Here is a 25,559-nt window from a genome sequence, read left to right on the forward strand (position 1 = left end):
CTGGCGCAGCAAGACGCGCGCCGCCTGTACGCGCGTTTCCACGATATGCGCGTGCGGCGTCATGCCGGTGGCCCGCTTGAAATCGCGCAGCAAGCGCAGCACGGGCATGCCTTCGGCGGCGGCCAACTGCTCCAGGCTCAGGGGCTGGGCAAACTCACCGGCGATGCGTTCCAGCACCCGTGCCATGCACGGGCAGCCGGCAGGCGCTCTGGCCGGCGCCTGGCCCGGCCGCAAGGCCAGCAAGTCCAGCGCACCCTGCTCCAGCGCCAGGGCATCGGCCTGCGGCGCCAGCAGCAAGCTCCGCAGCTTGCGCGCCACGGCCAGCGCGGCAGCATGCCCCGCCACTTCCAGGCGCCGGGCCGCCATGGTCTCCTCGCCGGACCAGCGCAGTACCAGGTATTCGCCGCCGTGCGCCGATTCGGAAAACACGTCGACGCCGGCCGGCGTCTGGGCCAGCACGCCAGGATAGGTGTCGAAATCGCCGCGCCGGTCGGCGCCGATGGCATGCACGCCGCGCTGGCGCTGCAGCGACACGCCCAGGGAATGGACTTGCGCGGGATCGCGCGCGCTGTATGGCGCGCACGGCAACAGCAGCAGCAGCCAGCGGCCCGCCGCAAAGGCGACAGGCTGCACCGCCATGCCTGGCAGCTCCTTGCGCGCGCGATGATCCGACTGGTCCATGTGAAATTTCCTGATAGATGCCTGCGCCAGTCCTGGCGATACTGCATGTCCTCACATCAATCCATCCTGACGGAGACAAACATGCGCACAATCGGCCTGATCGGCGGCATGAGCTGGGAATCCAGTGTTGAATATTACCGCATCATCAACCAAGGCGTGCGCGCCCGACTGGGGCCGCTACGCTCGGCGCCGCTGCTGCTGTACAGCGTGGACTTCGGTCCTGTCGAGCAGGCCCAGCACGCGGGGCGCTGGCACGATGCATCGGCCATCCTGTGCGACGCCGCGCGCCGCCTGCAGGCGGGCGGCGCCGAGGCCATCGTGCTGTGCACGAATACCATGCACCTGCTGGCCGGGGACATCACGGCCGCCGTGCCGCTGCCCTTCCTGCATATCGCCGATCCCGTCGCCCGCACGGCCCGCCAGCAAGGCCTGCGCACGGTGGGCTTGCTGGGCACGGCCTTCACCATGCGGCAGCCATTCCTGCGCGCGCTCCTGGAAGCGCAGGCCCTGGCCGTGCTGGTGCCGCCGGAAGAAGAGCAGGACGCCCTGCACGACATCATCTACGCCGAACTGTGCGCGGGCATCGTGCGCGCGGCATCGCGCGACGTTTACCGCCGCGCCATCGATGCCCTGGCGGCGCGCGGAGCGCAAGCTGTCATCCTCGGCTGCACGGAAATCAGCCTGCTGCTGCAACAGGAGCACAGCGCCCTGCCGCTGCTCGACAGCACCCTGTTGCATGCGCAAGCGGCCATCGATTTCATCCTGGATGGCGAAGGCTGACGTGCGGCTGCCCCAGCATGGCCATCAGTTGCGGCGCCTGGCGCGTCTGGAAGTCCGGTCCGGCTGGATACTCGCTGGTATAGCCCCGGAAATCCCCGCAGCCCCGGCGATAGCGGGCACGCCCCTGGACGCGGCCACTTGCGCAGACAGCACGATCATCCCGTTCGCATCAATCATGCGCCGCCCAGCAGTTCGCAAAAGCGCTGCATGTCGACATTGCCGCCGCTGATCAGAATACCCACGCGCTTGCCGTGCAGCTGCTCCTTCATCTGCAGGGCGGCAGCGAAACCCAGGCAGCCCGTCGGTTCAATCACCAGCTTCATGCGCGAGGCGGCAAAGCCCATGCGCTCAACCAATTCCGCGTCGCTGACCGTCAGCACGTCGTCGACGTCGCGCCGGATGATCGGGAAGGTGATGTTCCCCAGGTGCTGCGTCTGCGCGCCGTCGGCGATGGTTTTTGGCGTATCGATGTGCACGATCTGCCCCGCGCGGAACGATTGCTGGCCATCGTTGCCCGCCTCCGGTTCCACGCCATACAGCTTGCAGGCTGGCGACAGCGCGCGCGTGGCGAGGGCCGAACCGGCCAGCAGGCCGCCGCCGCCCAGGCACACGAAGAAGGCATCGAGCGGCCCGACTTCCTCGAACAGTTCCTTGGCGGCCGTGCCCTGACCGGCGATCACGTGGGGATGGTCGTACGGCGGAATCAGGGTCATGCCGTGCTGTTCGGCCAGATCGCGGCCGATCTGCTCGCGGTCCTGCGTGTAGCGGTCATACAGCACCACGTTGCCACCATAGCCGCGCGTGGCGGCGATCTTCGCGGCCGGCGCATCGTGCGGCATGATGATGGTGGCGGGGATATTGAGCAGCTGGGCCGACAAGGCGATCGCCTGGGCGTGGTTGCCCGACGAAAAAGCCACCACGCCGGCGCGGCGCTGCTGCGCGTCGAACTGCGACAGCGCGTTGTAGGCGCCGCGGAACTTGAAAGCGCCCATGCGCTGCAGGTTCTCGCACTTGAAAAAGACTTCGGCGCCAAACTCCGCGTCGACGGTGCGCGACGTAATGACGGGCGTCGTGTGGGCGTGGCCCGCGATGCGTCCGGCGGCGGCCACCACGTCGGCATAGGTGGGAAGAGTCAGATTCTGCATGCTGTGTGCCTTTCAAAAAGTGAAGACTGGCCTTACCACGGCCAGGAAATCTCGGTGCCGCTGCCGGCCGCCAGCGCCTGGCGGTGGATCAGGCGCGCCACCGTCAGGTCTTGCAGGGCCAGGCCGGTCAGATCGAGCACGGTGATGTCGCTCGCGTGCCGCACCAAGCTGGCGCGCCCGTCGAGCAAGTCGCCCAGGCTCTGACAGGGAATCTGCGGCGCCCATTGCGCTTCGCCGATGCTGCGCGCCTGCGCCACGTCGTCGACCACTATGCGCGCCATCGCCAGCAAGCCTTCGGGCAGTTCGCGCTTGCCGCGCGTGTCGGCGCCAATGGCACTGACGTGGGTGCCCTGCCGCACGGCGTTTGCGCTGAACAGCGGTGCGCGCCCCGGCGTGGCCGTGATCACCACATCGCTGGCGGCGACGGCCTCGTCGGCGTCGGGCGCATGGGCGATGGCGATGCGCCCGGCAAACATGGCCTCGAAGGCGGCATGCGGCTGGCCGCTGGAGCTGACATAGCGCAGCTGGTGCAGATGCGGCAACACGCGCAGCGCGTACTCGGCCTGCACCGTGGCTTGCACGCCCGTGCCGAATACGCACAGTGATACACTATCGGGCCGCGCCAGCTGCCGCAGGCCCAGGGCTCCGGCCGCGCCCGTGCGCGCCGTGGTGATCGCGTTGCCGTCGATGATGCACACGGGGCGCCCCGTGGCCGGATCGAGCAGCATGATGGTGGCCTGGTGCGGCTCGCCGCCGACGGCGCGGTTGGCGGGCCAGAAACCGGCCGCCTTGAAGCCCAGCAGGTTCTCGGCCGGCACGTCGCCAGCCTTGATGCCGAACACGCCGCCCGTCGCCAGCGCTTCGCGGATGACGGGAAAGACGCGGCCCTGCTGGCGGCTGTGCAGCACGAAAGCCTCGCGCACGGCGGCCAGCACGTCGTCCGCCTGCAGGTGGGCGGCGACAGCGGCCGCATTGAGCAGCAGCAGGCGCGCCGCCGACGGATGGGTATCAGGGAAAGTGGGCATGGGCTTACCTGGTGTAGGTGTAGACGGCGGCGCGCGAGACACCAAGATGTTCGGCGATGATTTCCATGGCGCGCCGCACGTCGAGCAGGCCGGCCGCGCGCAATTCCTGCAGCAAGGCGCGGCGTGCCGGGGTTTTCAGGGTGCGCGGCGAGGCGGCCAGGCGCGCCGCGAACTGGTCGATGCGGGCGCGGATGGCGTCGGCGCCCGCCGGATCCAGCGATTCCCGCGGCGCGGCGCCCGCGTCGACGGCAACGAACTGGTTCATCGCGCTTTGAAAACTTTGGAACAGGGTCAGGTCCACGTTCAGGCACAGGGCCGCGATGTACTGGCCCTCGCCATCCTTGATGCCGATTGAGGTGCTTTTCGCTTGCCGCCCGTCGGCGAATTTGTTGGGGTAGTTGGCCACCACCTGGGCATACTCCGGATCGAGAATGCGCGCCAGGCCCAGTTCCGTCGCCGGCTCGCCGACGGCGCGCCCGGACAAATTGTTGTGGATGGCCAGCACCGCATGTTCGGGTGCCAGCAAGTCGTGCACCACCACTTCGCAAAATGGCGCAAAAGTGCGCGCCAGGCCGTCGGCCACCTGCTTGATCTGCTCCAGCAGCAGGACTTGTTCGGCGTTGCGGGCGATGGCGGCGGGGGCGGCAGGTTTTTTCATGCAGACAGATTATCCAGTTCTGGAAAAAATGTCAAAGACTTTGACTATGTCACCATCAGATGTGGGAACGTGCCCAGGTTGGCTCTGAGCAGGCTTGCAGAGGACAGTATTCTTTTGGCATCGAGTATCTAGGCGTTGAAGGTTTTGCCGCAAGGCACGCAGCGATAGCGTTGCAGGCCATGGACCAGGCCGTGCCGGTGGAAGTGCTTCGCATGATTGCGCCCGTCAACCAGGAACGCATGGCGGCGCGCCTGGCGCTCGCAAGGTCATCCCCCTGGAGCCAGCCATGCCTCGCTCGCTTCGCGTCCCGCCGAGGTGGCGGCGCTGATACTCGAAGCGGCCGGGGCGGTGCAAGAGGAATAGGCAAAAAAAGGCTCCTGGAAACTAGGAGCCTTGTGGCGCCGGATACGCGGTGTTGTCCAGGCTGGCGCCTCTGGGGTGGCGGCGCCGGCAGGAAACGGTATCCGCGCCAAGGAGGTCTTGCAGCAGCCTTGGACGCTTGATTTCATCGTAGCAGCTAATTCGGCGGCAATACTCGCCAATGTTTGCATGGCGGCCGCGTGTGTGCCCTACAGCCACCCCTCGCGCTTCAATCGCCGATGCAGCCAGTAGCAGCCGGCGATGATGACGACGATCACGGCCGGATAGCTGCCGCGCCACTTCAGTTCCGGCATGAATTCAAAGTTCATGCCGTACAGGCTGAAGACCATGGTGGGCACGGCCAGGATGGCGGCCCAGGCGGCCAGGCGCTTGACGACCTCGTTCTGGCGGATCGAAATTTGCCCCAGCGCCACCTGCATGGCCGAATTGACCAGCTCGCGCATCTGTCCCGCCGTGTGGGTGACCCGTTTGACGTGGTCGAGGATGTCGCGGTAATAGATGCGGGTCTGCTCCGGTATCAAATCGCCATGAAAGCGCAGCAACTGGTTGCAGATGTCATGCAGCGGATGGGCCGCCGCGTCCAGCTTCAGTATCTCCGTTTTCAAATTGTAGAAGTCTTCCAGCTTGTCTTCTTTTAAATTCGGCTTGAACAGGTCCTGCTCATACCGGCTAAAGCGGGCCTGCAGATGGTCGATGCACGGCAGATACTGGTCAACGATAAAGTCGAGGATGGTATAGAGCACATAACCGGGACCGCTGGCCAGCTTGTCCGGGACGGTTTCCTTGCGCTCACGCAACTTGGCATATCCCACCGACGGTCCGTGACGCACGGTAATGATGAAGCTGGCACCGAGGAAGACGTGGGTTTCTCCATACTCGATGCGGCCGCCGTCCAGGCTTGCCGTGTGCAGCACCATGAACAAGGTATCGCCATATTCGTCCAGCTTGGGCCGCTCATGCGCCAGTTCCGCATCCTCGACGGCCAGTTCGTGCAAGCCAAATAGAGACTGGACGCGCTGCATGGTGCCACGGTCCGGCTCGAATAGGCCGATCCAGACGAAGGTTTCAGCTTCCTGCAGCAGTTCGACCACTTTCTCCACCGCAATATCGTCGATCTTGTGCCCCTTGCGATAGGCAGTGCAGTTCACGACAGCTTTATTATTATTCAAATCCATGCGCATTCCAGAAGTAAATCGGCTCAAGGCACCATCTTGCCAGAAAGAACCGCAACCACCGTGAATGCGACACACAAGTGCAAGGCTGGCAACACAGAGGGGGCAAACGAGGCGCTGCATGCGCGTACCGCCCGTCCAATGCCAGGGGCTGGCGCAGCGTTTAATTCAAGGAAATGCGATCGCCGGTTTTCGGGCGGGCGTAGTTGACGTATACCTCAACCCTGCGGTTAGGCACATTGCATTGCTCGACTTGATGGGCTGTCGTCTGTTGATCCAATGGGCAATTTACCCGTGGCTCATGGCTGTCCGCACTTTCTGACGCCATGCTGGGTTTGTCGGCAATCAACAGGGATGTAAGTAACTCGGCAACTGCCTCTGCCCGCAATTTCAACAGGTTTTGATTATCTGGCGATGTTCCATCGGCGGCGCCGCCAGAATTGACGGCATCACCATGGCTACGAACAATAATATGCGCCGGAGTGCCGCGCATTTTAATCGCGCCGACCATTTCCTTCAGGCTTTGCACCGCAGCAGAACTTAATACATGGCTTCCCGCTTGAAACGCCATATCACTGGAAATATCGAAACAAGGATCGAGTTGCGGAACCGCCTTGATGATATGCAAATTCGCGGTATCGATACGCAAGTCCACTTTCCTTGATATTGTTTCCCTGTTTCCGAATGGCGTGGCACTGGACTCGCTGATATTGAATTGCACGAGTGATACGCTTCCCACTGCTGTCCAGAAGATATCTGCATCATGCACGAGTAATCGGCCGCCGGCAGTCCTGCGACAGTCCAGCAGCGGCCGGCCAAGGACTTCAGCTGCGCGGTCGATGCTGCCACGCTCCGATTCCGGCAATTCAATGCTGACATGGGGCATCCTGATGCCTATGCCTGCGAAAACCGGAAACAGCAACGCTTTTACACCAATAAAAAATATGACTATACCCAATGGGAATGCGGCAAAGACCAAACCCAGAACAAAATAAGATGGAGCAGCACCATGCGCCTTGCCACCTGCTGACTTCCGAATATTTGAAATTATCCATAAAAACAGTAACGTGAAAATTCCCGAAAAAAAGAAGGCCTCCAGGAACTCCGTGAAAACTACGTTCGCTTTGGAAAAAGCGACGGCGGCCATCAGCATAAACGTCATCAAGGAAGACAGACCGGGCAACCAGCCCTGAAAAACATGGGGAAGCAGCATTTTCTGGCTACCCGCAGCGACGGTCTTTCTTCCGGACCGGCGAATGCGGGTAGGCTGCCATCGCTTGCCGGGCCGCCAGCGCGCGGTGTGTAAAAAATAAATATCCGAACGCGGACGACGCCCATGAAACAAAAAATGATAAAGAGAACGTAATTTATAAACTATCCAAAGTACTGTCTGAAACGCCCACAACGCAGAAAAAGTTCCATATAGCCAGAATATTGAATATACAAAACCAAACGCCAGCGCGATGAAGACAAAAAGCACGGCCTCGCCCGCAGTCAGGCCAACGGGAAAGAAGTTTATAGAAAATAAGTATGCAAAGGTAATCACGGCACCAACAGCGATCACAAGCTGATACGAGAACGATGCATATGCTCGCAAGCGTTCCATATTTTTATCTTGCAATTCTTTTGCCTCCAGTGGGGCAGGCTGAGGTCCATTGGCTGGCGTATGCGGTGGCGTTTCCGTATCGTTGGAAGACATGGTCTATCCCTTCGCAAAATTCACCGCCGTGTTGAATTGAAGACGTTCCACAAATCGCCATGCATGCTGATCTTGCAATTTATGACAAAAAACTCCTGCAGTATTTATTTTTACGCAATAAGCATCAATCATTCATTAATGAGACACAGACGGCAGCGCGGCATGGGCAAGCTGAATGCGCTACGGCTGGCCTATCGCCAGTGCAAGCCAGCATGGGACGGCAGTCGGCGATGAAGGAAGGTATTTTGGCGGGGAAGAAACCATCGGCACCGATGGCAGGGAGGAACTACCACTGCAACGCTGGCAGGCCAGAAATGCATGGGCCGGACGATGCGGCCGGCCCAGGAAAATAGCCAGCCACGCAAGCGTCCGGTTTATGCGTTTACAAACACTTAGGCCACGACTTACGCCACGGCCGGCAACCTTGCAAGCAATTTATCCAAGGTCACCGGATACTCCCGCACCCTCACCCCCGTCGCGTTGTACACGGCGTTCGCGACAGCGGCCGCCACGCCGCAAATCCCCAGCTCGCCCACGCCCTTGGCTTTCATGGGCGAGGACATGGGGTCCGTTTCGTCCAGAAAAATGACGTCCTGGTGCGGGATGTCGGCGTGCACGGGCACTTCGTAGCTGGCCAGGTCGTGGTTGACGAAGAAGCCGCGGCGCTGGTCGACCACCAGTTCTTCCATCAGGGCCGCGCCCACGCCCATGGTCATGGCGCCGATGACCTGGCTGCGTGCCGCTTTCGGGTTCAGGATGCGGCCTGCCGCGCACACGGCCAGCATGCGGCGCACGCGCACTTCGCCCGTGTCGCCGTCCACGCCCACCTCCACGAAATGCGCGCCGAACGTCGATTGCTGGAATTTTTTATCGAGGTCGCCGTATTCCATGTGGTCTTCCGCGACGACGTCGCCATGGTAGGCGGCGGCAGCGAGCGGCACGCTGCGGTCGCCCTGGCTGACCTGCCCATCGGAAAAGCGCGCCTCTTTCTCATCGAAGCCCAGCTTGCCGGCGATGGCCTGGCGCAGGCGCACGCAGGCCGCATACACGCCGGCCGTGGAACTGTTGCCGCCCCACTGTCCGCCGGAACCGGCGGAGACGGGAAAATCCGAATCGCCCAGGCGCACGACCACCTTGTTCAAGGTCACGCCCAGCATTTCCGCCGCCGTCTGGGCGATGATGGTATAGCTGCCCGTGCCGATGTCCGTCATGTCCGTTTCCACCGTGATCACGCCATTGCCATCGAGGCGCACCCTGGCGGCGGACTGCATGACGAGGTTGTTGCGGAAGGCGGCCGCCACGCCCATGCCGACGAGCCAGCGGCCGTCGCGCCGCATGCCCGGCTGCGCTGATCTCTCCTTCCAGCCAAATTCCACGGCGCCCGTGCGCAGGCAGTCGATCAGGCGGCGCTGGGAAAACGGCCGGCCCGGTTTTTCCGGGTCCACTTTCGTGTCGTTCAGGATGCGAAAGACGATGGGATCCATTTTCAGCTTGTCCGCCATCTCGTCCATGGCGATTTCCAGCGCCATCAGGCCCGGCGCCTCGCCCGGCGCACGCATGGCATTGCCTTCCGGCAAGTCGAGCACGGCCAGGCGCATGGCCGTCATGCGGTTCGGCCCCGCGTACAGCAGCCGCGTCTGCATCACGGCCGTTTCCGGCTGCCCACCTTTGAGGTCGCCGGACCACGATTCATGGCCGATGGCCGTGATCTTGCCATCGCGCGTGGCGCCGATGCGCAGGCGCTGGATGGTGGCGGGCCGGTGCGTCGTGTTGTTGATCATCAAGGGGCGCGCCAGGGCCACCTTGACGGGACGCTGGGCCGCGCGCGCGCCCAGGGCCGCCAGCAAGGCTTCCGCGCGCACGAACAGCTTGCCGCCGAAGCCGCCGCCGATGTAGGGCGAAACGATGCGCACCTTGTCTTTCGCAATGCCAAGCGTGCGGGCCAGGTCGCCACGGCCCCAGTCCACCATCTGGTTCGCCGTCCACACCGTAACCTTGTCGCCCTCCCAGGCGGCAATCGAGGCGTGCGGCTCCATCATGGCGTGCGACTGGTCAGGCGTCGTGTAGGTGGCGTCCAGGCGCACGGGCGCATTGGCAAAGGCGCCGGCGAAGTTGCCCGTCTTGCTGTCGGGCTTGCCGTCTTTCGGCTTGGTGGCCGTGCTTTTTGCCTTGGCCAGGTCGAAAACGCCCTTCTGCTCGATATATTTGACGTCGAGCAGCTGCGCGGCCGAGCGGGCTTGCTCGAAGGTTTCCGCCACCACCAGCGCGATGGCCTGGTGGTAGTGCTGGATTTCAGGGCCACCGAGCAAATTGGCCGTATTCATCTTGCCTTTGCCCAATTTCCCAGCCGATTCCGCCGTCACCACGGCCAGCACGCCGGGCGCGCGCCGCGCCGCGCTCGTGTCAATCGACGCGATGCGGCCCCTGGCAATGGCCGCGCCGACGACATGGCCGTAGGCGGCATGCGGCGCGGCTTTGTTCTGTTCATATGCGTATGGCGCCGTGCCCGTGGTTTTCAGGGGGCCGTCGATGCGGTCCGTGGGACGGCCCACGACTTTCAGCTGGTCGATGGGATTGGTGGTCGCCGGTGTCGTAAATTTCATGGCCCTAGCCTTTCTTTGCTTGCACTTCAGCCAGCACCGAGGCAATCGTGCGCTGCGCCAGGGTCACCTTGAAGCCATTGTCGTCAGTCGGCTTGGCGCCCGCCAGCAGGCGGTCACTCACGGCGGCGGCGCCATCGGGGATCACCTGCTCGGCGGCAGGCACTCGCCATGGCTGCGGCGCGACGCCGCCCAAGGCCAGCCTGCCCGTACCATTGGGCAAGATGATGGCCGCCACGGATACGAGCGCGAACGCATACGAGGCGCGGTCGCGCACCTTGCGGTAGACGTGCATGCCGCCGACGGGCCGGGGCAAGGTCACGCTGGTGATCAGTTCGCCCGGCTGCAACACGGTTTCCAGTTGCGGCGTGTTGCCCGGTAAACGGTAAAAGTCGGCAATCGGGATGCTGCGCGTGCTGCCGTCGGGACGTACCGTGTCGATGGCCGCGTCGAGCACGCGCATGGCCACGGCCATGTCGCTCGGGTGCGTGGCGATGCAGGCCTCGCTGCCGCCCAGAATCGCCAGCGGCCGGCTGAAGCCGGCTATGGCCGAGCAGCCGCTGCCCGGCACGCGCTTGTTGCAGGCCTGGTTCGTGTCATAGAAATACGGGCAGCGCGTGCGTTGCAGCAGGTTGCCCGCCGTCGTCGCCTTGTTGCGCAATTGCGCCGAGGCGCCCGCCAGCAAGGCGCGCGACAGCACGGCATAATCGCGCCGCACCGTGGCGTGGGCTGCCAAGGCCGTGTTGCGCACGAGGGCGCCGATGCGCAAGCCACCGTCCTTTGTTGCTTCCACTTTATCCAGCGCCAGGCCATTGACGTCGATCAGATGCGCGGGCGTTTCGATCTCCAGCTTCATCAGGTCGAGCAGATTCGTGCCGCCGGCGATGAAGCGGGCGCCCGGCGTGTTCAAGGCGGCGGCCGCCGCTTCAGCCGGCGAGGCGGCCTTTTGGTAGCTGAACACTCTCATGCCGGCCTCCCCGCCACCTCGGTGATGGCCTCGATGATGTTGGAGTAGGCGCCGCAGCGGCAGATGTTGCCGCTCATGCGTTCGCGCAATTCCTCAGGTGTCGCCTGCGGGGCCGCGTTCAAGTCGATGCTGACGTGGCTGGGGATGCCCTGGCGGATCTCGCCCAGCGCGGCCACGGCCGAGCAGATCTGCCCCGGCGTGCAATAGCCGCACTGATAACCGTCATGCGCGATGAAGGCGGCCTGCATCGGATGCAATTTCTCCGGCGTGCCCAGCCCCTCGATGGTGGTGACCTTGGCGCCGTCATGCATTACGGCAAGAGTCAAGCAGGCATTGATGCGCTGGCCGTCCAGCATGATGGTGCAAGCGCCGCACTGGCCGTGATCGCAGCCCTTCTTGGTGCCCGTCAGGTGCAAGTGTTCGCGCAAGGCGTCGAGCAAGGTGGTGCGCGTGTCGAGTTCCAGGCTGTGGCGCCGGCCGTTGACGTCGAGGCTGACTTTCATCAGCACTGGCGGTGCCTGGCCAGCCGTGTTGACGGCCTGCGCCGCTCCCGCGACGCCGGGCACGGCCGCCGCCGTGGCCGACAGCGCGCCGGCGATCAGCACGCCGCGCCTGCCGGCATTGATGTGATTACACTCTATCATGTCGCGCTTCCTCCTGGCTGTGGACTGGCTGGGTGGGCGCATGCAGGCCCGAAGCAGCAGTCTGACGGCCGGATTCCTACGCGTCTGTACGCGAACGAACGTTCAACCTCAGGCCGCGCCGGGTCGTGCCGACGCCGCCCTGCGCCGCGTAACCCGTGTGGCGGGCGCAATGGTCGAGCGCCTGGCGCAAGGCCGTATCGACATTGCGCAGCGACATGTCGTGCCGCTCGGCCACTTCCTGGCGGGTCAGCTCGTCCACGCGCAGCGCTTCGAGCACTTGCCGGTGGCGCCGTGGCAGCAGCTCGACGGCCTGCGCCAGCCGGCGCACGTCGGCCTGCAGCTCGGCCAGGCGTTCCGGCCCGGCCGCCGTATCGGCGAGGAAATCGACGAGGCCGGCGGCGCCAGCGCCAGCTCCACCTCCATCGCCCTCGTCCGCATACAGCCAGGCGCGGTTGCGGCGCAGGCTGTCCATGGCCGCATTGCACGCCACGCGAAACACATAGGCGACGGGGCTATGCGCCAGCGCCGCGCCATCCCCTGCCGTCAAGGTGCCCAGCCTTAGCCAGGCGTCGTGCAGGCTGTCGCTGGCCAGCTCGGCGCAGCCCAGGTGGCGCGCCAGGCGCCGGTGCAGGCTCGCGTAATTGCTTTCCAGCACCGCCTGCAGTTGCGCGCCCTGCCCTGGCGCCGCCATGTCGTTGGCCGCCTGCAGACGGGGCCGGATGGCCGGGCGGTACCAGGCCATGCCGGCCATGCGCAGGGGCAAGGCAGCAGCCATACTCACCACGCCGGCCATCATGGCGACAACCTGCTGCGCTCTTGCGCCGTCAGCTGGCGCGTGGCCGATTCCGGCAGCGTGCCCAGGCCCAGCACGCGCACGGCGCTGCGCGGGTTGTAATCAGCCGCCTCGATGCGCGCGCCGTCCTGCGGCGCCGCTTGCGCGCTGTCGGGCGGTGCGTCATTGCCAAAGCCCAGCACGCGCACCGTAAACACCGATGGCTGCGCGGAACGGGTAGCGGCGCGCTCGCGCTGCACCACGTCCTGGGCGGCGGCCGTCGCCTGCGTGGCGGCCGCGCTGGCGTTGGTCATGGCGGCCACGTTGACGGACGCCACCGTCGGCATGCCCTTCGCTTCGCCCTTGACCTGGATATTCGCCGCGTTCATCACGGTCAGCGCGGCCAGGTTGACGTTGCCCGAGACGCGGATGCCCGCCTCGCCCGCATCGATGGTGCCCAGCGGGGCCAGCAAGTCCACGTCGCCAGCCGGCACTTCGGCGATCGGCGCCAGGGTGGCGATGCCGGCACCCGTACTTGGCACGTCGGACGACAGGGTCACGTTGCCCCAGTTGTCATACACGCGCTTGGGCGGCGTGTAGACGATGGTCGACTTCGAACCACGGCCCGCGTTGATGTCGCCTTGCGAGGACCAGCCGAGGATATCGCCGCCGAACGTCGTCATGATGCGGCTCTGGCCCAGCAAAATGCTGCCGTGCGAAAACAGGTCGATATTGCCGCCGCCCTTGGTGATGACGCCGGAAGTCGACGGCGGTGCCTCGCCTTCGATGCCCAGCACCTGCTTGCCGCCCGGCGTCAGCATCTGAATATCGCCGCCGAAGTTGGTGTGCACGTAACCGCTGCGGGGGAAATAATCCCTGCGCTGCTCGCCGTCGTTCCACTTGGAATACAGGCCGCGGTACATGATGATGTCGCCCGTATAGGCAATCGCCTTGCCATTCGCGTCCGTGGCCGGCGCCAGGCCAGCGATGGCGTTGCGGCTGCGCAGGAAGCTGCCATAACGCGCGCTGTCCGCATCGTTGTACTCGCGCCCGCCCGCCTTCAGTTCCGCAAAATACACATCGCGGGCGAACACGCGCTGCTGCGGTGCCGGCAAGGCCAGGAAGTAGGCCAGCGCCTCGGCGACCGTGCCCTTGAAGCCGTAGCGTTCACCGAGCCAGGTGGCCAGTTCGCCGCCGTACGATTTCACCACCTTGCCGGCCTGGTCGGCCAGCGGCACGCCCGCCTGCGCCACGTTCGCCGGGTCAAGATAGGGTTTGACGAAGCGCAGGTAGTCGAGGCCCGCCGCGCCCACGCCGGCCTGCATGGCGATACCGGCGCCCGGGCGCTTGTCTCCCGCGACGACGGGGCCGAGGCTGACGACGCTGCCCTTGTCCTGCATCAGGATATTGCGCCCGGCGCTGATATCGAGCGTGCCGGGGCCGGCCACGTTGAAGGAACTGGCCAGGATATCGCGTCCGGCCGACACCACCGACACGTCAAATGCGTTGTTGTGCACGAACAGGTTGCTGTAATTGCGGAACATCATGTCGCCACCGCCCGTGCCATCGATGGCTTCCAGCAGCGCCGTGCCGCTGCCGACGATATCGCGGCCCGCCTTCATCCACACCGGTTGCGCCCCCTCGTACCAGGTGACGCCTGCGTGTTTGGCATCATAGAACGCGACCATGCGGCCGCTATTGACGCCGATCAGATCGCCCTTCACGGCGTAGATGCGCGCCGCTTGCGTGCCGCTGTTGGCCGGGCCGGCGGCGGAATCGGGCCCGAAGGCGAACAGCGGAGCGTTCCACTGCGACGACGGCACGCCCGTGCTCGAAACATTGCCGCCCAGGGCAGTCTGGCTGCCGGGCCTGAGGTTCCAGGCCGCGAACGCTGGCTTGAACGGCGTCGCCATGCTGTCGGCGGCCGCGCCGGACTGGCTGACGGCGTAGCCGCCCGCATAGATGGAATCGCCGGCCAGCCATTCCAGCTGGGCGTTTGGCGACGGCGCCAGCAGCAAAGGATCGGCATACGCGGTCGCGCCACCCCAGTCCGTGATGGTCTTGCCATAGTACAAGCTGCCATTCGCGGCCGCGGCCCGCACGATGGAGGGATAGACGACGGCCAGGTCGGTGGCCGTGCCGATCGGCGCGGTCAGCGGCGTCATGTTGCCGCCGGCGGAAAACAGGTCGAGTGCCGTGCGCGGCGTCCACAGGCTGAACCAGCTGTAGCCGGCGCCCGCTTCGCCCGCCGCACTGGTATACGACGCGGCGTTGAACATCGGTACGCGGCCGGGGTCGGCCACATCCTGCAGCACCTGGTCGCCCAGGGTGGCCACATTGAAAGTGGCGTCGCCGGGCACCAGGGTCATGCCGCCCTGCGGCGTGGCGCGGGTGGCGCGGAAGGCGTCGAAGGCGCGCGTTTCCAGCGGCACGTGGTCGGTAGCGCGCGTGCCGTACTGCAGCGCGACCTTGCCCAGCTGGGCAGCGGCCACCTCCACGTGGCCGCGCAAGTCGGCCAGCGCGCCATTCAAGTGGCCGCCACCGGACTGGCTGGACGGATTGAGGCCGCCGCCCACGCGCAGGTCCAGGTCGCCGCCGCCCGTCAGTTGCAGGCTGCCGTCGGCCAGCACGCGGCCCGTGCTGCCCACGGCCAGCAGCAAGCCCTGCGAGCGCGGATTGATGTTGGTGTTGAAGACGGTGGCAACCTTCGGCGCCAGCACGCCCGCATCGCCGGCCACGTCGACGCGCACATTGCCGCCGCCCAGGGTGCCGAAGCCCGTAAAGCCCAGCACGGTATCGGCCAGGGAATCGCGGCCCACATAGCTGCCGAAATTGATCCACCACGCCGTCGGCTGGGCCGGACCGCCCGTGGCCACGCCGCCGCTGCCCTGGCGCCACAGCCAGTTGCCCACCGCCACCGAATCGCCCGGACCATCCTTGCTGACGGGGCGCCCGTTGGTGGCGGCAGCCCCGCCGACCAGCGAGCCGCTCAGGTCGCCAGCCACCCGCAGCAGCAGATTGCCGCCCTGGTCCGGATACCAGGCGCGGTAGAGACTGTCTGCGCCGCCATCGACCAGGCGCTCATGCGCGCCATCGGGGTTGGACAACACCGTGCCGTCCAGATTGCGCGCGCGCGGCAGGTTGTACGGGTCACCGGCCGCCGTCGCCACCGACGACATGCCGGCCGTGTACACGCCGTACAGGCTATCCATGCGCAGGTCGCCGCCGCTGACCAGGTCCAGGTCGCCCGTGCCCGTGCGCAGCACGCTGTAGCGCAGGCTGGACGCCTTGTTGTCGAAGGTAGGGTTGGAGGTGCCGCACCAGGTGGGGTTTTCCTCGCACATGGTGGGCCAGCCCAGGCCGGCCAGGTCGACCACGTCGCCCGCCTTCACGCTCGGGTCGGCGAATTCTTCGGCGCCGGCCTTGGTCCACACATAAGCCAGCTTCAGCACGCACATGCTGGCGTCGCCAGCGCAGAACTCCGCCACGGTCTGGCCGAACTGGCTGATGAATTCCTCGGTGATCGGTTCGCCCGCCACGATGCCGACGATGCCCTCGCGCTCGCCCAGCTCCTGCGCCGCCTGCGTCCAGTGCTGCACGCCCTTCGGCGGGATCATGACGCCATACATGCCGTAATGGCTGTCGGCCAGGCGCAGGGTGCCGTGCGCCGGATGCGCCTGCACGCTGCGCGTGTCGGCCGCCTCCAGGTCGGCGCCGGCCGACACGCGCATGCCCCACGATTGCGAACCTTCAGCCAGCATCGGTGCGATGGCCCACAGCGCGCCCTGGCGCCCCGCCACTTCCGGGCGCAATGCGATGGACGTCACGCCGGGCAGCAGCTTGACGTCGGTGCCGTTCGGGATCAGCGCGCCGACGGGCAGCACCACTTTGCCACTGAGGGTGACCACGTTGCGCTCGCCCAGCAAGCCCGGCAAGGCGATGCCTTTCGGCCAGGTCATGGCGCGCACCTTGACCATTTGCGCGATCACGCTGCCTGCGTCGAGGCGCGTGCCGGAAGGCAGGGTTTGCGCCGTGGCCAGCAAGGTGCCGGCCGCATGCAGGACATTGCCGGCGCTGTCGCGCACGGCGGCCGCCAGGACCGTGCCGGCCGGCAAGGTAAGCACCTGGTTCAGGACCACGTCCACGGGCAGGCGCGTGTTGGCGCGGAAACTCAGCGCCTTGACGGGCACGTCGTAATTGAGCGTGACGCCGCCCGGGAAAATGGTGCCGTCGGCCAGGGTCACGCCCGTACCCGGCACGATGACGTCGCTGCCGTTGATGTCGCGCCCCGGCAACAGCAACCAGCCCTTGTCGTCCTGCGTGGACGGCGGCGGCGCGAAGCCGTCATTGATGCTGCCATAGATATTCAAATCGCCGCCGGCGCGCAGCAGCAGGCTGCCCACCTCGCCCGAGCCGCGCGCATGCGTCACTTGAAAACGCGGATTCAGGCTGGCGTAGCGCATGCCCGACAAATCCAGGTCGCCCTGCACCACCAGGTCGCCGTCCGCCGTCTTGCTGACGATATCGACGCCGGGACGCAGGTGCAGCGCCTCGGCATACGCGGCCGTGTTCAAGCCCGCCAGCTTGCCATTGCGCAAGTTCGTGTTGGCCAGCGCCGCATTGATAAAGGCCGTGCTGTCCGCATGCTTGCTGTCGAGGTATGCCTGGTTGACCACCTGATACGGGCGGCCGCTGGCCGACAGGTCCGTGGCATAGGCTGCATCGTCATAGCGCTGCATGGCGTTGACGGCGATCGATTTCGCGCCGCGGATGGTGAAGCCGCCGCCGGCCGTAATGGCGATGTCGCCAAAGGTGGCCGCGTCAGCGTCCGTGCGCGCACCGCCGCTGCCCAGGCGCGGCGCGCTCAGTTCCACCGTGCCGCGCGCGGCGCCGTCGTGTTCGCCCTTGCCCTTCCCAAGCACGGCCGCCGTGCCGTGGCGCACGTCGATCTGCGCGCCACCGGCCAGGTCCAATGTGCCCTCGCCCGCGTTCAGTTCCACCGTGGCGCGGTTCGGACTGTCGATGATCTTGCCATAGCTGTCGACGCGCAGGACGGTGCCATGCGCATCGAGCACGGCGTTGTTGGCCAGGGTGACGCCCTGCTTGCCGGCCAGGCGGATGCTGCCCACGCGCTCGCCGCCGGCATCGATCGTGCCGGCCACCGTCAGGCGGCCATTGTCGACGGATACCTGCACTTCGCCCGCCTTGAGTTCATTGCCGATGCTCAGGTCGCCCTGTTTCAGCTGGAAGCTGCGTGCGCCCGTCACGCCGCCTTCGCTCAGGCGCTTGTTCAGCGACGCGAACTGGCTGTCCAGGGTGCCGCCCGCGCCCAGCGTCTGCGCGCGCACGTCCACGCTGCCCAGCTTGTACGGCACCACGGTGCCGCCCGCGTCGTAGCTGCCGCTGGCGCCGCCGAGTATCTTGCCTTGCAGCTCCACCATGCCGGCCGCGCCATCGAGAGCCACGGCCTTCAGGCTGCCGGCCCGGTTGTTCTCGGCCGACAGGTCGATCACGCTGCCGCTCGCTGCGCGGATATCGCCGGCGCGGCTGTCCAGGACCACGTCGCCGCCCCAGCTGTATTTATCCACGTCGAAGAAGGTGCTCTTGCGGCCCGCCATGTCGATGCGCGCAGCATCGGCCACGCTGATGTCGTGCTGCGCATTGACGGTGAGCTTGCCGCCAGGCAACACCACGGCTGTCGCGACGGTCACGCTGTCGCCGTTCAAGGCCAGCTGGGCGCCCAGCGCCGCGTTAGTTTTGGCGAAAGGGGCTGGCGCGCCGGCCGGCGCCGTCACGGCCAGCGCGCCACCCGCCGCGTAGCTGTGCGACGAGCCGGCGTCGCCCGTCAGCAGCGGCGTGGTGATATTCAGGTTGCCGCCGCTGTACCGGAAGCCCTTGCCCGTCGCATACGCGCCCTGCGCCTGGTAGACGGACAGGCTGCCCTTGTGGTTGGCCGTGACCTGGCCCGACGCTTTCAGGTTGACGTTGGCAAAACCCAGCGCCAGGCGGTCGAAGGTGGCGACGCCGGCCGGCTGCGTGAAGGGGCCAAAGCCGAAATCGATGCGCTCCGTCTCCAGGTTCAGGGTGCCGCTGCCCGTACCGGCGCCATGCGCGATCACGTTGCCGGGCGCCGACAGGGCGCCGCCCCAGATCAGGTTAGCCGTGCGGATGGTCGCCACGGTATCGGCACCGCCCTGGCCATACATGGCCGGCGTGGTCAGCACCAGGCGCTCCAGGTTCGATTTTCCGCTGACTTTGTCGTAGGTGTCGAGCACCACGTCGCCATAGAAGTTGACGCTGTCGGCCGCGTTCAACATCAGCGCCTGCAGCGCCGGCGCGCCCGTGCTGGTGTCGCCGCGCAGCAAACGGTCCAGCAGCCCCTGGTTCAGGGTCAGGCCAGCGGGACGCGTGCCGCTGGCCTGGGCCGCCGCCAGCGCCTCGTTCGAGCCGATGTTGATGGCGCCCACGGCCAGGCTCAGGTTGCGCGTGCCGTAGCGGGCCGTGTCGTCGAGCTGGAAGCTGCCGCTGGTCGCCAGCAGCAAGGTGCCTTCCGAGTACAGGCTGGCCGTGCCGCTGCCCGCGCAAGCGTCGGCGCACATGCCGATGCGGATGCCGCCGCGCGTCGCACCGCTGACGGGCGCCACATTGAGCAAGCCGTTCGACGCGGCCAGCACGTGCACGTCCGGGCGGCTCTGGTAGATGAAGCCATCGTTGGCGTCGTAGGCGGCCTTGCCGCGTCCCAGGGTGTTGATGCCGGCGCCGGGCGCGATATCGATCACGCCGTCGCCCAGTTCAGAATTGCCCGGATCCTGGGCGACGAGGAATACTTCGGGCGCCGACAGGACGGCGCCGGCGCGCAGGTAAATGGCGCGCGCCGACTGGACGCCGAAATTCACGTAATTGCCGCCCTGGCCATATTCCACGGTGGGCGCATTGCCCACCACGATGCGCGCCGCGCCGATATTGTTCAGGCTGGAAGCGCGTATGCTGACCTGTTTCGCGTCACCGCTGGCCGGCGCGCCATCAGCGAGGAGCTCGATCTCGCCAGCGGAGGTATTGCTCGACATCAGCACCACGGTGCCGCCATAGCCGCCCTCGGCCGCGGCGAACTTGCCCGTGCCGTGGAACTGGAACGTCTCCAGGCCGCCGCCGGGCGCCAGGTTCAGCTTGAGCGTTTTCGCATCGGCCGGCAGCATCGCGCGGGGAATTCCCCGCGTTTGCGCATCGGCCAGGGCAAACGCGGCATAACCCATTTCGTTGTACTGGGAATACGTGCGCACGACCTTGGCCGGCGTGATGATCAGCTGGCTGGCCAGCGGCGCGCGGATATCCGTGCCGGCGATCGACAGGGTGCCGGGCGCGGCCCAGGAACCGTTGCGCAGCGGCTGCGCCAGCGTACCGGCGCTGCCCTGCCCCGCCAGGCCGTTCAGTTCCACGCGGAAGGCGCCCGGCAGCAAGGCGTAGGTCGACGGCATCAGGGTGTAGGTGCCGGCCGCCAGGCCAGGCACGCCGTTGCCTATCGTCACCTGCCGGCCGATGGCCGCATCGGCGGCGCCCGAAGGCGCTTGCGGCGCCTGCACACCGGGCACGATGGCGTACACGGGATTCGTTGCCAGCCCTGGCAGAATGAAACCGCCGTTCGCATTCACTTGCGCCAGCGGATGATAGCGCGCATCGGTGGAACCGCCGCGGCCCGCGATGAAGCCGGCGCCCGTCAGTTCGCCGCCGCCCGACAGGTCGAGCAGCGCGCCCGGCTGCACCTGCACGGCCACGCCGGCCATTTCCACGCCGACGCGCAAGCCACCCTGCGCATTGAAGCCGCCCACGCCCATGAAGGTGGCCAGCTTGCCATCCACGTTCCAGCTCTGGCCATCGACCGTGCCGCCATACGGCATGACCAGGCCGGCGCCGCTGACGGAGCTGATGCTGTTGGCCAGCAGATTGACGCTCAGGCTCTTGTCATTTTCATAGCGGGCCGCGCCGATCGCCAGGCGCCCCAGCGGTGCGCGCACCACGCCGCCCTGCTCGATATGCGCGGCCTCCAGTTCCAGCGAGCCGAAGGCGGAATACGGCATGGCCGGCAGACTATCCGTCGTGCGAGCGATGCGCAGGCTGCGCTCCGGGTCGTAGCCGAACGCTCCATCCGTGCGGCCATAACCGACGCGTACGGCGGCGCCAGCGCCCGTTTCCGGATACAACTGGGCTGCACTGAGGGTCATGTCGCCCGGCGAGGACAGCACCGTCGTCGCCTCCGCGCCGCCCCAGCCCAGCGGGGACAGCAGGAAGCGCAGGTCGCCGCGGCTGCTCAGGCGCACGTCGTCGGCAACGATATTGACGAGGCCACGCACGTCGATCAGGTCGCCCGCGATGCTGACCTGGCCAGCCATCGGCGACTCCCCGGCCGTGCCTGGCGTGACATAGAAATCCTTGCCGGCCGGCTTGATGCTGGCCAGGCGCACATACGGCGCCGTAACGCTGACCTTCGCGCCGGGCTTGCTGCCGGGTGTCAGCACGGGCGCGCCGTACAGCTGGAAGCTTTGCTGCAGATGCAGCGACACGTCGCCATCGAAGGAGGCGGCGCCCAGCAGGGCCAGGCTGCCGAAGCCGCCCGCTTCCACTTGCTCGACGGAAAAACGGCCGTGGCCGTACTGCAGCGTTGCCGCCGCATCCCGAGCGTTCACGTGTTCAGCCAGGTCGCTGGCGCCCTGGCGTTGCGTCACGGCCAGCTGGCGCCCCTGCAGCACCTTGTCCGTGGCCAGCACTTTCAGGTAGACGGGGGTGCCCGTGGCGACGGACAGGCTGCCGCCCGCCGCGCCCGCGCCGCCCGCCCGGGCCAGCAACAGGCCATCGAGGTACAAGCCATTGTTCGACGCCAGCGCGATGCTGCCGCCGGCGCTGGCCACGTCGATGGCCGCGCCGTTCACATCGAGCACCGCATGCGCGCCCGAAGCGTCCAGCACGGCGCCGTCGCGCACGACGACGAACAGGCTAGCCGCCGACGTGCTGCCCTGCGCATGGTCGATCTCGCCGCCGATGACGATGCTGCCGCCATCGAGCACCTTGCCGTAGCGCCGGCCCTGCACGTCCGTGGCCGTGACGGCGCGCGAGGCCACGTCGAGCACGGCATTTTCGCCTATCCACAGGGAGCGGCCATGGCCGGCCGCTTCCACCGCTTCGGACACATTCACGGCGACGCCCACGCCGCCGAGGCTGATCTTGCCGCCCCAGGCGTTCAGCCGCCCTTCCACCGTCAGCTGGCCCACGCTGGACAGCTTGATCGACTGGCCCGCATCGACATTCACCACGGCGCCCTTGCCGACCAGCAACTCGGCTCTGGCCATGTCGGCCGCATCGGACTGCACGTCGCCCACCTGCAGGGCCAGGCTGGCGCCCTTGCGCTGCGTCAAGGTGCCCTTGACGACGTTTTCCGTGACCTGTTCCGGCGTCCACAGGGCCAGTTTTTCATTGTCCACCACGCGCAGCACGGGCATGCGCACGTCAACCTGCGCGCCGTCCGCCACCGTCACGCCCTGCTTGCCGAGCAGGCTGTAGCTGGAAAAACCCTTGTCGAAGAAGTCGCCCTCCAGCTGCAGGGTACCTTTCTGTCCGGTATCGGCTTGGCCGACCAGGATCTTGTTGGCCTGCAATTCCAGCTTGCCGCCACCCGCCACGCCATGGCCGCGCACTTGCGCGCCCTCGCCCAGCACCAGGTCGGCTTCCGGCCCATAGCTGGCCAGGGCCACGTTGCCGCCCTTGCCGCCCTGCTGTTTCGCCTGCGACAGGATGGCCGCGCCCGAGCTCACGTCGATCAGACTGCCATTGCCGATGCGCACGTCGCCAAACGCGCGCAACGATACCGTGCCGCCGTTCAGGTAGGGCAAGCCGGCGGCGGCCAGCGGATCGCGCAGCACGTTGCTGAGCAGACCGCTCGTATCGAGACTCACGCCATCGGCCAGCAGCAACGTGCCCGGCGGCACGCCCGGATTGACGACAGTGTCAGCCATGCCCAGCGCGCCGATCTGGTTCAGCACATTGCCGGCCATGATGCTGCCGCCATGGCTGCGCAGGCTGCTATTGATGGCCACGTCCTTGCCGAACAGGGTGATGTTGCCGCCGTCGGCCACTTGCAGCGCGCTGTCGACGGTGATCGCGCCCTTGGCGGCGATGCGGATGGCGCCCAGTTGCTGATTGTTCAGCAAGCTGGTGTCAAGCAGCAGCCTGCCCTGGCGCTCCGGCTCCAGCGCGCCTGTCACATCGAGGCCGGCGGCGATGCCGTCCTGCACCCGCGTCAGGCGCACCTCGTCCATGACGGCCGACAGCGCATGCTGCAGCACGCCCGTGCGCTTGTCGAACATGGCCTGATACTGGCCGACGACCAGCTGGCCCCGCTGCGCTGCCGCCAGTTGCGACTGCTGGTAGCCGTCCAGCAGCGCCTGCGGCGCCTGGCTCTGGCGCTCGCCCTGGAAGACGTCGCCCGCAATCGCTCCTTCCAGCACGGCCGACCCCGTGGCCACCACCAGCTTGCCCGCGTCGCGGCCCACCGTGTAGCCGTTTTCCAGACGCTGTTGTGCGGCGATCAGGGGATTGGCGTAGAAAGCGCTGGCTTCCTTGCCCCAGCGCGCATGTTCTTCCTCGTAACCCTTGTACACGCCCGCGTACGGCAAGTCGGCCGGTGCGCTGCCCGCTTCGTACAGCTTGCCGTCCGCGCCTTTCAGCCAGGTCTGGCGCAACGCGCCCGTCTGCACGTCCAGGGTGCCGCCGGACAGGTTGATGCTGGAGCCAAGCTGCGTGACGACATCCTTGCCGCCGAAGCTGACGGTGCCGCCCTGCCCCATCCATTCGCTGACGGAGTGCCCCTGCGTGCCCAGATAACCGGCCACTTCCAGCAAGCCGCCGGCCGTGTACCAGCGGTCGCTGTCATAGCCATTCGTGCCCTTCGGTACGAACACGAGTTTGCGGCGGTCCACCCAGATGCTGTTGTTGATCAGGGCCTTGCCGTCGCGGTTGACGGGCGCATCGCGCTGCTCGTTGCCCTGCACGTTGATCTCGATATTGTTGGCCGCCATCGCCACCTTGACGCCGACGGCGCCGGACACGTCAAGCTGCGCCCCGTCGCGCAACAGGCTGCGGCTGGCCGCATTCACGGCGATCTGGCCGCCCGTGGCCAGGGTCAGCGAGTCGCCGATGAATTCCACCGTGCCGGCGCTGCCGATCTCGATGCGCGACTGGTCGCGGCGGTCATTGACGAGCGAGATATTCTGTTCCGCCGACACGGCCGGTCCGCGCATGGCGTCGCGCTGGCTGTCGAGCGCCATCGTCTTGCCGTCGTCCTCGACGAGGATGGCCGTGGTGGCGCCGCGTCCCACGGTGACGGCAGCGTCGCTGTCCAGGGCGTTGAGGTGGACCGTGCCGCGCGTGGCGGCCGTGGTGGTGGCGAGCAGCACGCCTTCCTGGCGCACGTCGCGGCCCGCCAGCGTGACATCGCCTTCACGCGCCTGTATCAGGCCCGTGTTGACGACCTTGCCCGCCGTGCTGCCGGCCGCGAACTGCGGCGTGACTTCGCTACCGCGCGTGGTCGACAGCGGATTGCCATCCGTGCCCACGCCCTTCTTGATGCTAAAACCGTCGCCGGCGGCCAGCAGGGCCTGGCCCTTGGGCGTATTGATCTCGCCCCCATTGTGGACCTCTGTCCCCAGCAGCATCACGTAACCACCGCCTTCCGTGCTGCCCTTGGGCGCATTGCTACTGACGCGCGCGCCGGCCTGCACCTGCACCTTGCCGGCGGCATCGGTGAACGTCGTGGCGCCGGCCGTGCCGGGGCTGTAGATGCCGTTTTTCTGGAATTGCGCGTCGCTGATGCGGGCCGCGGCCGCCACCAGGCTGCGCGTGTCGACCTGGCTCGTGCCCGTAAACACGATGCCGTTGCGGTTGACCAGCAGCACCGTGCCATCGGCCTTGATCTGGCCCTGGATCTGGCTGGGACGCGCCAGCGGATCGTTGACCCGGTTCAGCACGGCCCAGTCCTTCTGCTGCTGGAAGGTCAAGGTCGTGTCCTTGCCCACATTGAACGTTTCCCAGTTCAGGATGGCCTTGTCCGCCGTCTGCTGCACCACCACGGCCGTCTTGCCGTTCGCCACCGTCTGCACGGGACCCTGGGCATGGAGCCAGCCGGCCGTCAGGCTGTTGGTGTCGACCTGCAAGCCGCCCTGCGCCAGGCCGTTCGGCACGCTGGCGCCGCCGGCGGCCGCCTGGCGCGCCTGCGCCTGGGATGCTTGCTGCGCGGCGATGGCGCGCGCGGCCAGGTTCAGGTTGTTGAGCGAGCGCTGCAACTGCTGGTTCGCCTGCTGTTGCTGGCCGTCGGGACGGCTGCCCAGCGGCAGCGGCTGGCCATTCGGCAGGCGGCCCGAGTTGGCCGCCGTATTTTGCGCCGCGCCCTTGGCCGCGAACCAGCCGCCGCTGAACGCCTGCTGCGCGCGCGCCGGCGTGGCAAAGGCGCCCGCCATCAGCATGGTGGTCAGTGCGTATGCGAGCGGCGTGAGCCGCAAGCGGCTGCCCAGCGTGGAGGTACGCTGCGCGTCCGTGTCAACGTTTGGGACTGGGCGCTGGGCAGTGTGAAGCTTGGTCATGGCAATGGTTTCCTGGCTAGAGAGTAGGGAACGGAGCCTGGCGGTAGCGCAAGCGTCCATACCTCCATGACGTAGCTGGGCGGCGGAAGGGATAATGCTTTTTGAAAAATATTTTGATTCCCCTGCCGCAGGGAAACCAGGAATCAGCTGAGCAGCACGATGCCGCCCGGCAGGCTGGTCATTTGCGCGCCGTACAGGTCGCGTATCATCGCCAGCGCGCCGTCAGTTTGCCCGATGGAAAAACGCATGCGCACGAGGCGGCGGCCCAGCTCGGCATTGCGCAGCACCACCCGGCCGGGCCGGTAGCGGTTGATTTCATCGACGACATCGGCCAGCGGCTGGCCGGCAAACGACAGCGCGCCCGTGCGCCACGCGTTCGCTTCGCCCGTTGGAGCGGCCGTGGCCGCCT

The 25,559-nt window shown here is 66.5% G+C and carries 13 protein-coding genes and 1 pseudogene; 2 read left to right on the forward strand and 12 right to left on the reverse strand.

What is annotated here, in order from left to right; genetic code table 11:
* Positions 1-681: AraC family transcriptional regulator (locus HWE17_RS26165; RefSeq protein ID WP_176390792.1), on the reverse strand; the 681-nt coding region annotated here is incomplete at its 3' end.
* 45 nt (positions 682-726) lie between these two features.
* On the opposite strand from HWE17_RS26165, the gene HWE17_RS26170 reads away from it, so the two are divergent.
* Positions 727-1,461, forward strand: coding sequence for an aspartate/glutamate racemase family protein (locus HWE17_RS26170; RefSeq protein WP_217916898.1), 735 nt, complete (start codon positions 727-729; stop codon positions 1,459-1,461).
* A 173-nt stretch (positions 1,462-1,634) separates the two neighbouring features.
* Here the strand turns inward: HWE17_RS26170 and HWE17_RS26175 are convergent, their stop codons facing one another.
* From HWE17_RS26175 to HWE17_RS26195, 5 genes are all read right to left on the reverse strand, one after another.
* Entirely contained in the window at positions 1,635-2,606 is a 972-nt protein-coding gene (locus tag HWE17_RS26175) for a threo-3-hydroxy-L-aspartate ammonia-lyase (protein WP_176390794.1), read from the reverse strand.
* 32 nt (positions 2,607-2,638) lie between these two features.
* Positions 2,639-3,631 (reverse strand): ornithine cyclodeaminase family protein, encoded by a 993-nt coding sequence (locus tag HWE17_RS26180; RefSeq protein ID WP_035818329.1) that lies wholly within the window; start codon positions 3,629-3,631, stop codon positions 2,639-2,641.
* A gap of 4 nt (positions 3,632-3,635) precedes the next feature.
* Entirely contained in the window at positions 3,636-4,289 is a 654-nt protein-coding gene (locus HWE17_RS26185) for a transcriptional regulator (protein ID WP_176390795.1), read from the reverse strand.
* 569 nt (positions 4,290-4,858) lie between these two features.
* Positions 4,859-5,845 carry a magnesium/cobalt transporter CorA gene (corA, locus tag HWE17_RS26190; protein WP_035827020.1) on the reverse strand — a complete coding sequence of 329 codons (987 nt, stop codon included), beginning with the start codon at positions 5,843-5,845 and terminating at the stop codon, positions 4,859-4,861.
* Between the two features lie 160 nt (positions 5,846-6,005).
* Positions 6,006-7,541, reverse strand: coding sequence for a hypothetical protein (locus HWE17_RS26195; protein WP_176390796.1), 1,536 nt, complete (start codon positions 7,539-7,541; stop codon positions 6,006-6,008).
* Positions 7,542-7,600: 59 nt separating this feature from the next.
* Between HWE17_RS26195 and HWE17_RS26200 the strand changes: the two genes are divergently transcribed.
* On the forward strand, positions 7,601-7,894 hold the full coding sequence (locus HWE17_RS26200; protein WP_176390797.1) for a hypothetical protein: 294 nt from the start codon (positions 7,601-7,603) through the stop codon (positions 7,892-7,894).
* Positions 7,895-7,945: 51 nt separating this feature from the next.
* On the opposite strand, the gene paoC is transcribed toward HWE17_RS26200, so the two are convergent.
* The 6 genes and pseudogenes from paoC to HWE17_RS26230 form a co-directional block, all read right to left on the reverse strand.
* On the reverse strand, positions 7,946-10,144 hold the full coding sequence (gene paoC / locus HWE17_RS26205; RefSeq protein ID WP_176390798.1) for an aldehyde oxidoreductase molybdenum-binding subunit PaoC: 2,199 nt from the start codon (positions 10,142-10,144) through the stop codon (positions 7,946-7,948).
* Between the two features lie 4 nt (positions 10,145-10,148).
* Positions 10,149-11,108, reverse strand: coding sequence for a xanthine dehydrogenase family protein subunit M (locus tag HWE17_RS26210; RefSeq protein ID WP_176390799.1), 960 nt, complete (start codon positions 11,106-11,108; stop codon positions 10,149-10,151).
* Complete coding sequence (gene paoA / locus HWE17_RS26215) at positions 11,105-11,752, reverse strand: aldehyde dehydrogenase iron-sulfur subunit PaoA (protein WP_176390800.1); 648 nt, start codon at positions 11,750-11,752, stop codon at positions 11,105-11,107. Before paoA ends, HWE17_RS26210 begins: the two co-directional genes overlap by 4 nt.
* Before the next feature lie 76 nt (positions 11,753-11,828).
* Positions 11,829-12,527, reverse strand: coding sequence for an RNA polymerase sigma factor (locus HWE17_RS26220; RefSeq protein ID WP_176390801.1), 699 nt, complete (start codon positions 12,525-12,527; stop codon positions 11,829-11,831).
* 17 nt (positions 12,528-12,544) lie between these two features.
* The gene (locus HWE17_RS26225; RefSeq protein WP_176390802.1) at positions 12,545-25,150 is read right to left on the reverse strand and encodes a filamentous haemagglutinin family protein; all 12,606 of its coding nucleotides are present in this window, start codon (positions 25,148-25,150) and stop codon (positions 12,545-12,547) included.
* A gap of 143 nt (positions 25,151-25,293) precedes the next feature.
* Positions 25,294-25,559: pseudogene (locus HWE17_RS26230) on the reverse strand (iron dicitrate transport regulator FecR); the annotation flags it as partial.

The sequence above is a fragment of the Janthinobacterium sp. BJB401 genome (genome assembly GCF_013372745.1).
GTDB lineage: Bacteria > Pseudomonadota > Gammaproteobacteria > Burkholderiales > Burkholderiaceae_D > Janthinobacterium > Janthinobacterium rivuli.

Bases quoted from the DNA above. Each gene is read 5' to 3' on its own strand.
- HWE17_RS26170 (WP_217916898.1), top strand. From the start codon at position 727: ATGTCCTCACATCAATCCATCCTGACGGAGACAAACATGCGCACAATC.
- HWE17_RS26175 (WP_176390794.1), bottom strand. From the start codon at position 2,606: ATGCAGAATCTGACTCTTCCCACCTATGCCGACGTGGTGGCCGCCGCC.
- HWE17_RS26180 (WP_035818329.1), bottom strand. From the start codon at position 3,631: ATGCCCACTTTCCCTGATACCCATCCGTCGGCGGCGCGCCTGCTGCTG.
- HWE17_RS26185 (WP_176390795.1), bottom strand. From the start codon at position 4,289: ATGAAAAAACCTGCCGCCCCCGCCGCCATCGCCCGCAACGCCGAACAA.
- corA (WP_035827020.1), bottom strand. From the start codon at position 5,845: ATGGATTTGAATAATAATAAAGCTGTCGTGAACTGCACTGCCTATCGC.
- HWE17_RS26195 (WP_176390796.1), bottom strand. From the start codon at position 7,541: ATGTCTTCCAACGATACGGAAACGCCACCGCATACGCCAGCCAATGGA.
- HWE17_RS26200 (WP_176390797.1), top strand. From the start codon at position 7,601: ATGCATGCTGATCTTGCAATTTATGACAAAAAACTCCTGCAGTATTTA.
- paoC (WP_176390798.1), bottom strand. From the start codon at position 10,144: ATGAAATTTACGACACCGGCGACCACCAATCCCATCGACCAGCTGAAA.
- HWE17_RS26210 (WP_176390799.1), bottom strand. From the start codon at position 11,108: ATGAGAGTGTTCAGCTACCAAAAGGCCGCCTCGCCGGCTGAAGCGGCG.
- paoA (WP_176390800.1), bottom strand. From the start codon at position 11,752: ATGATAGAGTGTAATCACATCAATGCCGGCAGGCGCGGCGTGCTGATC.
- HWE17_RS26220 (WP_176390801.1), bottom strand. From the start codon at position 12,527: ATGGCTGCTGCCTTGCCCCTGCGCATGGCCGGCATGGCCTGGTACCGC.
- HWE17_RS26225 (WP_176390802.1), bottom strand. From the start codon at position 25,150: ATGACCAAGCTTCACACTGCCCAGCGCCCAGTCCCAAACGTTGACACG.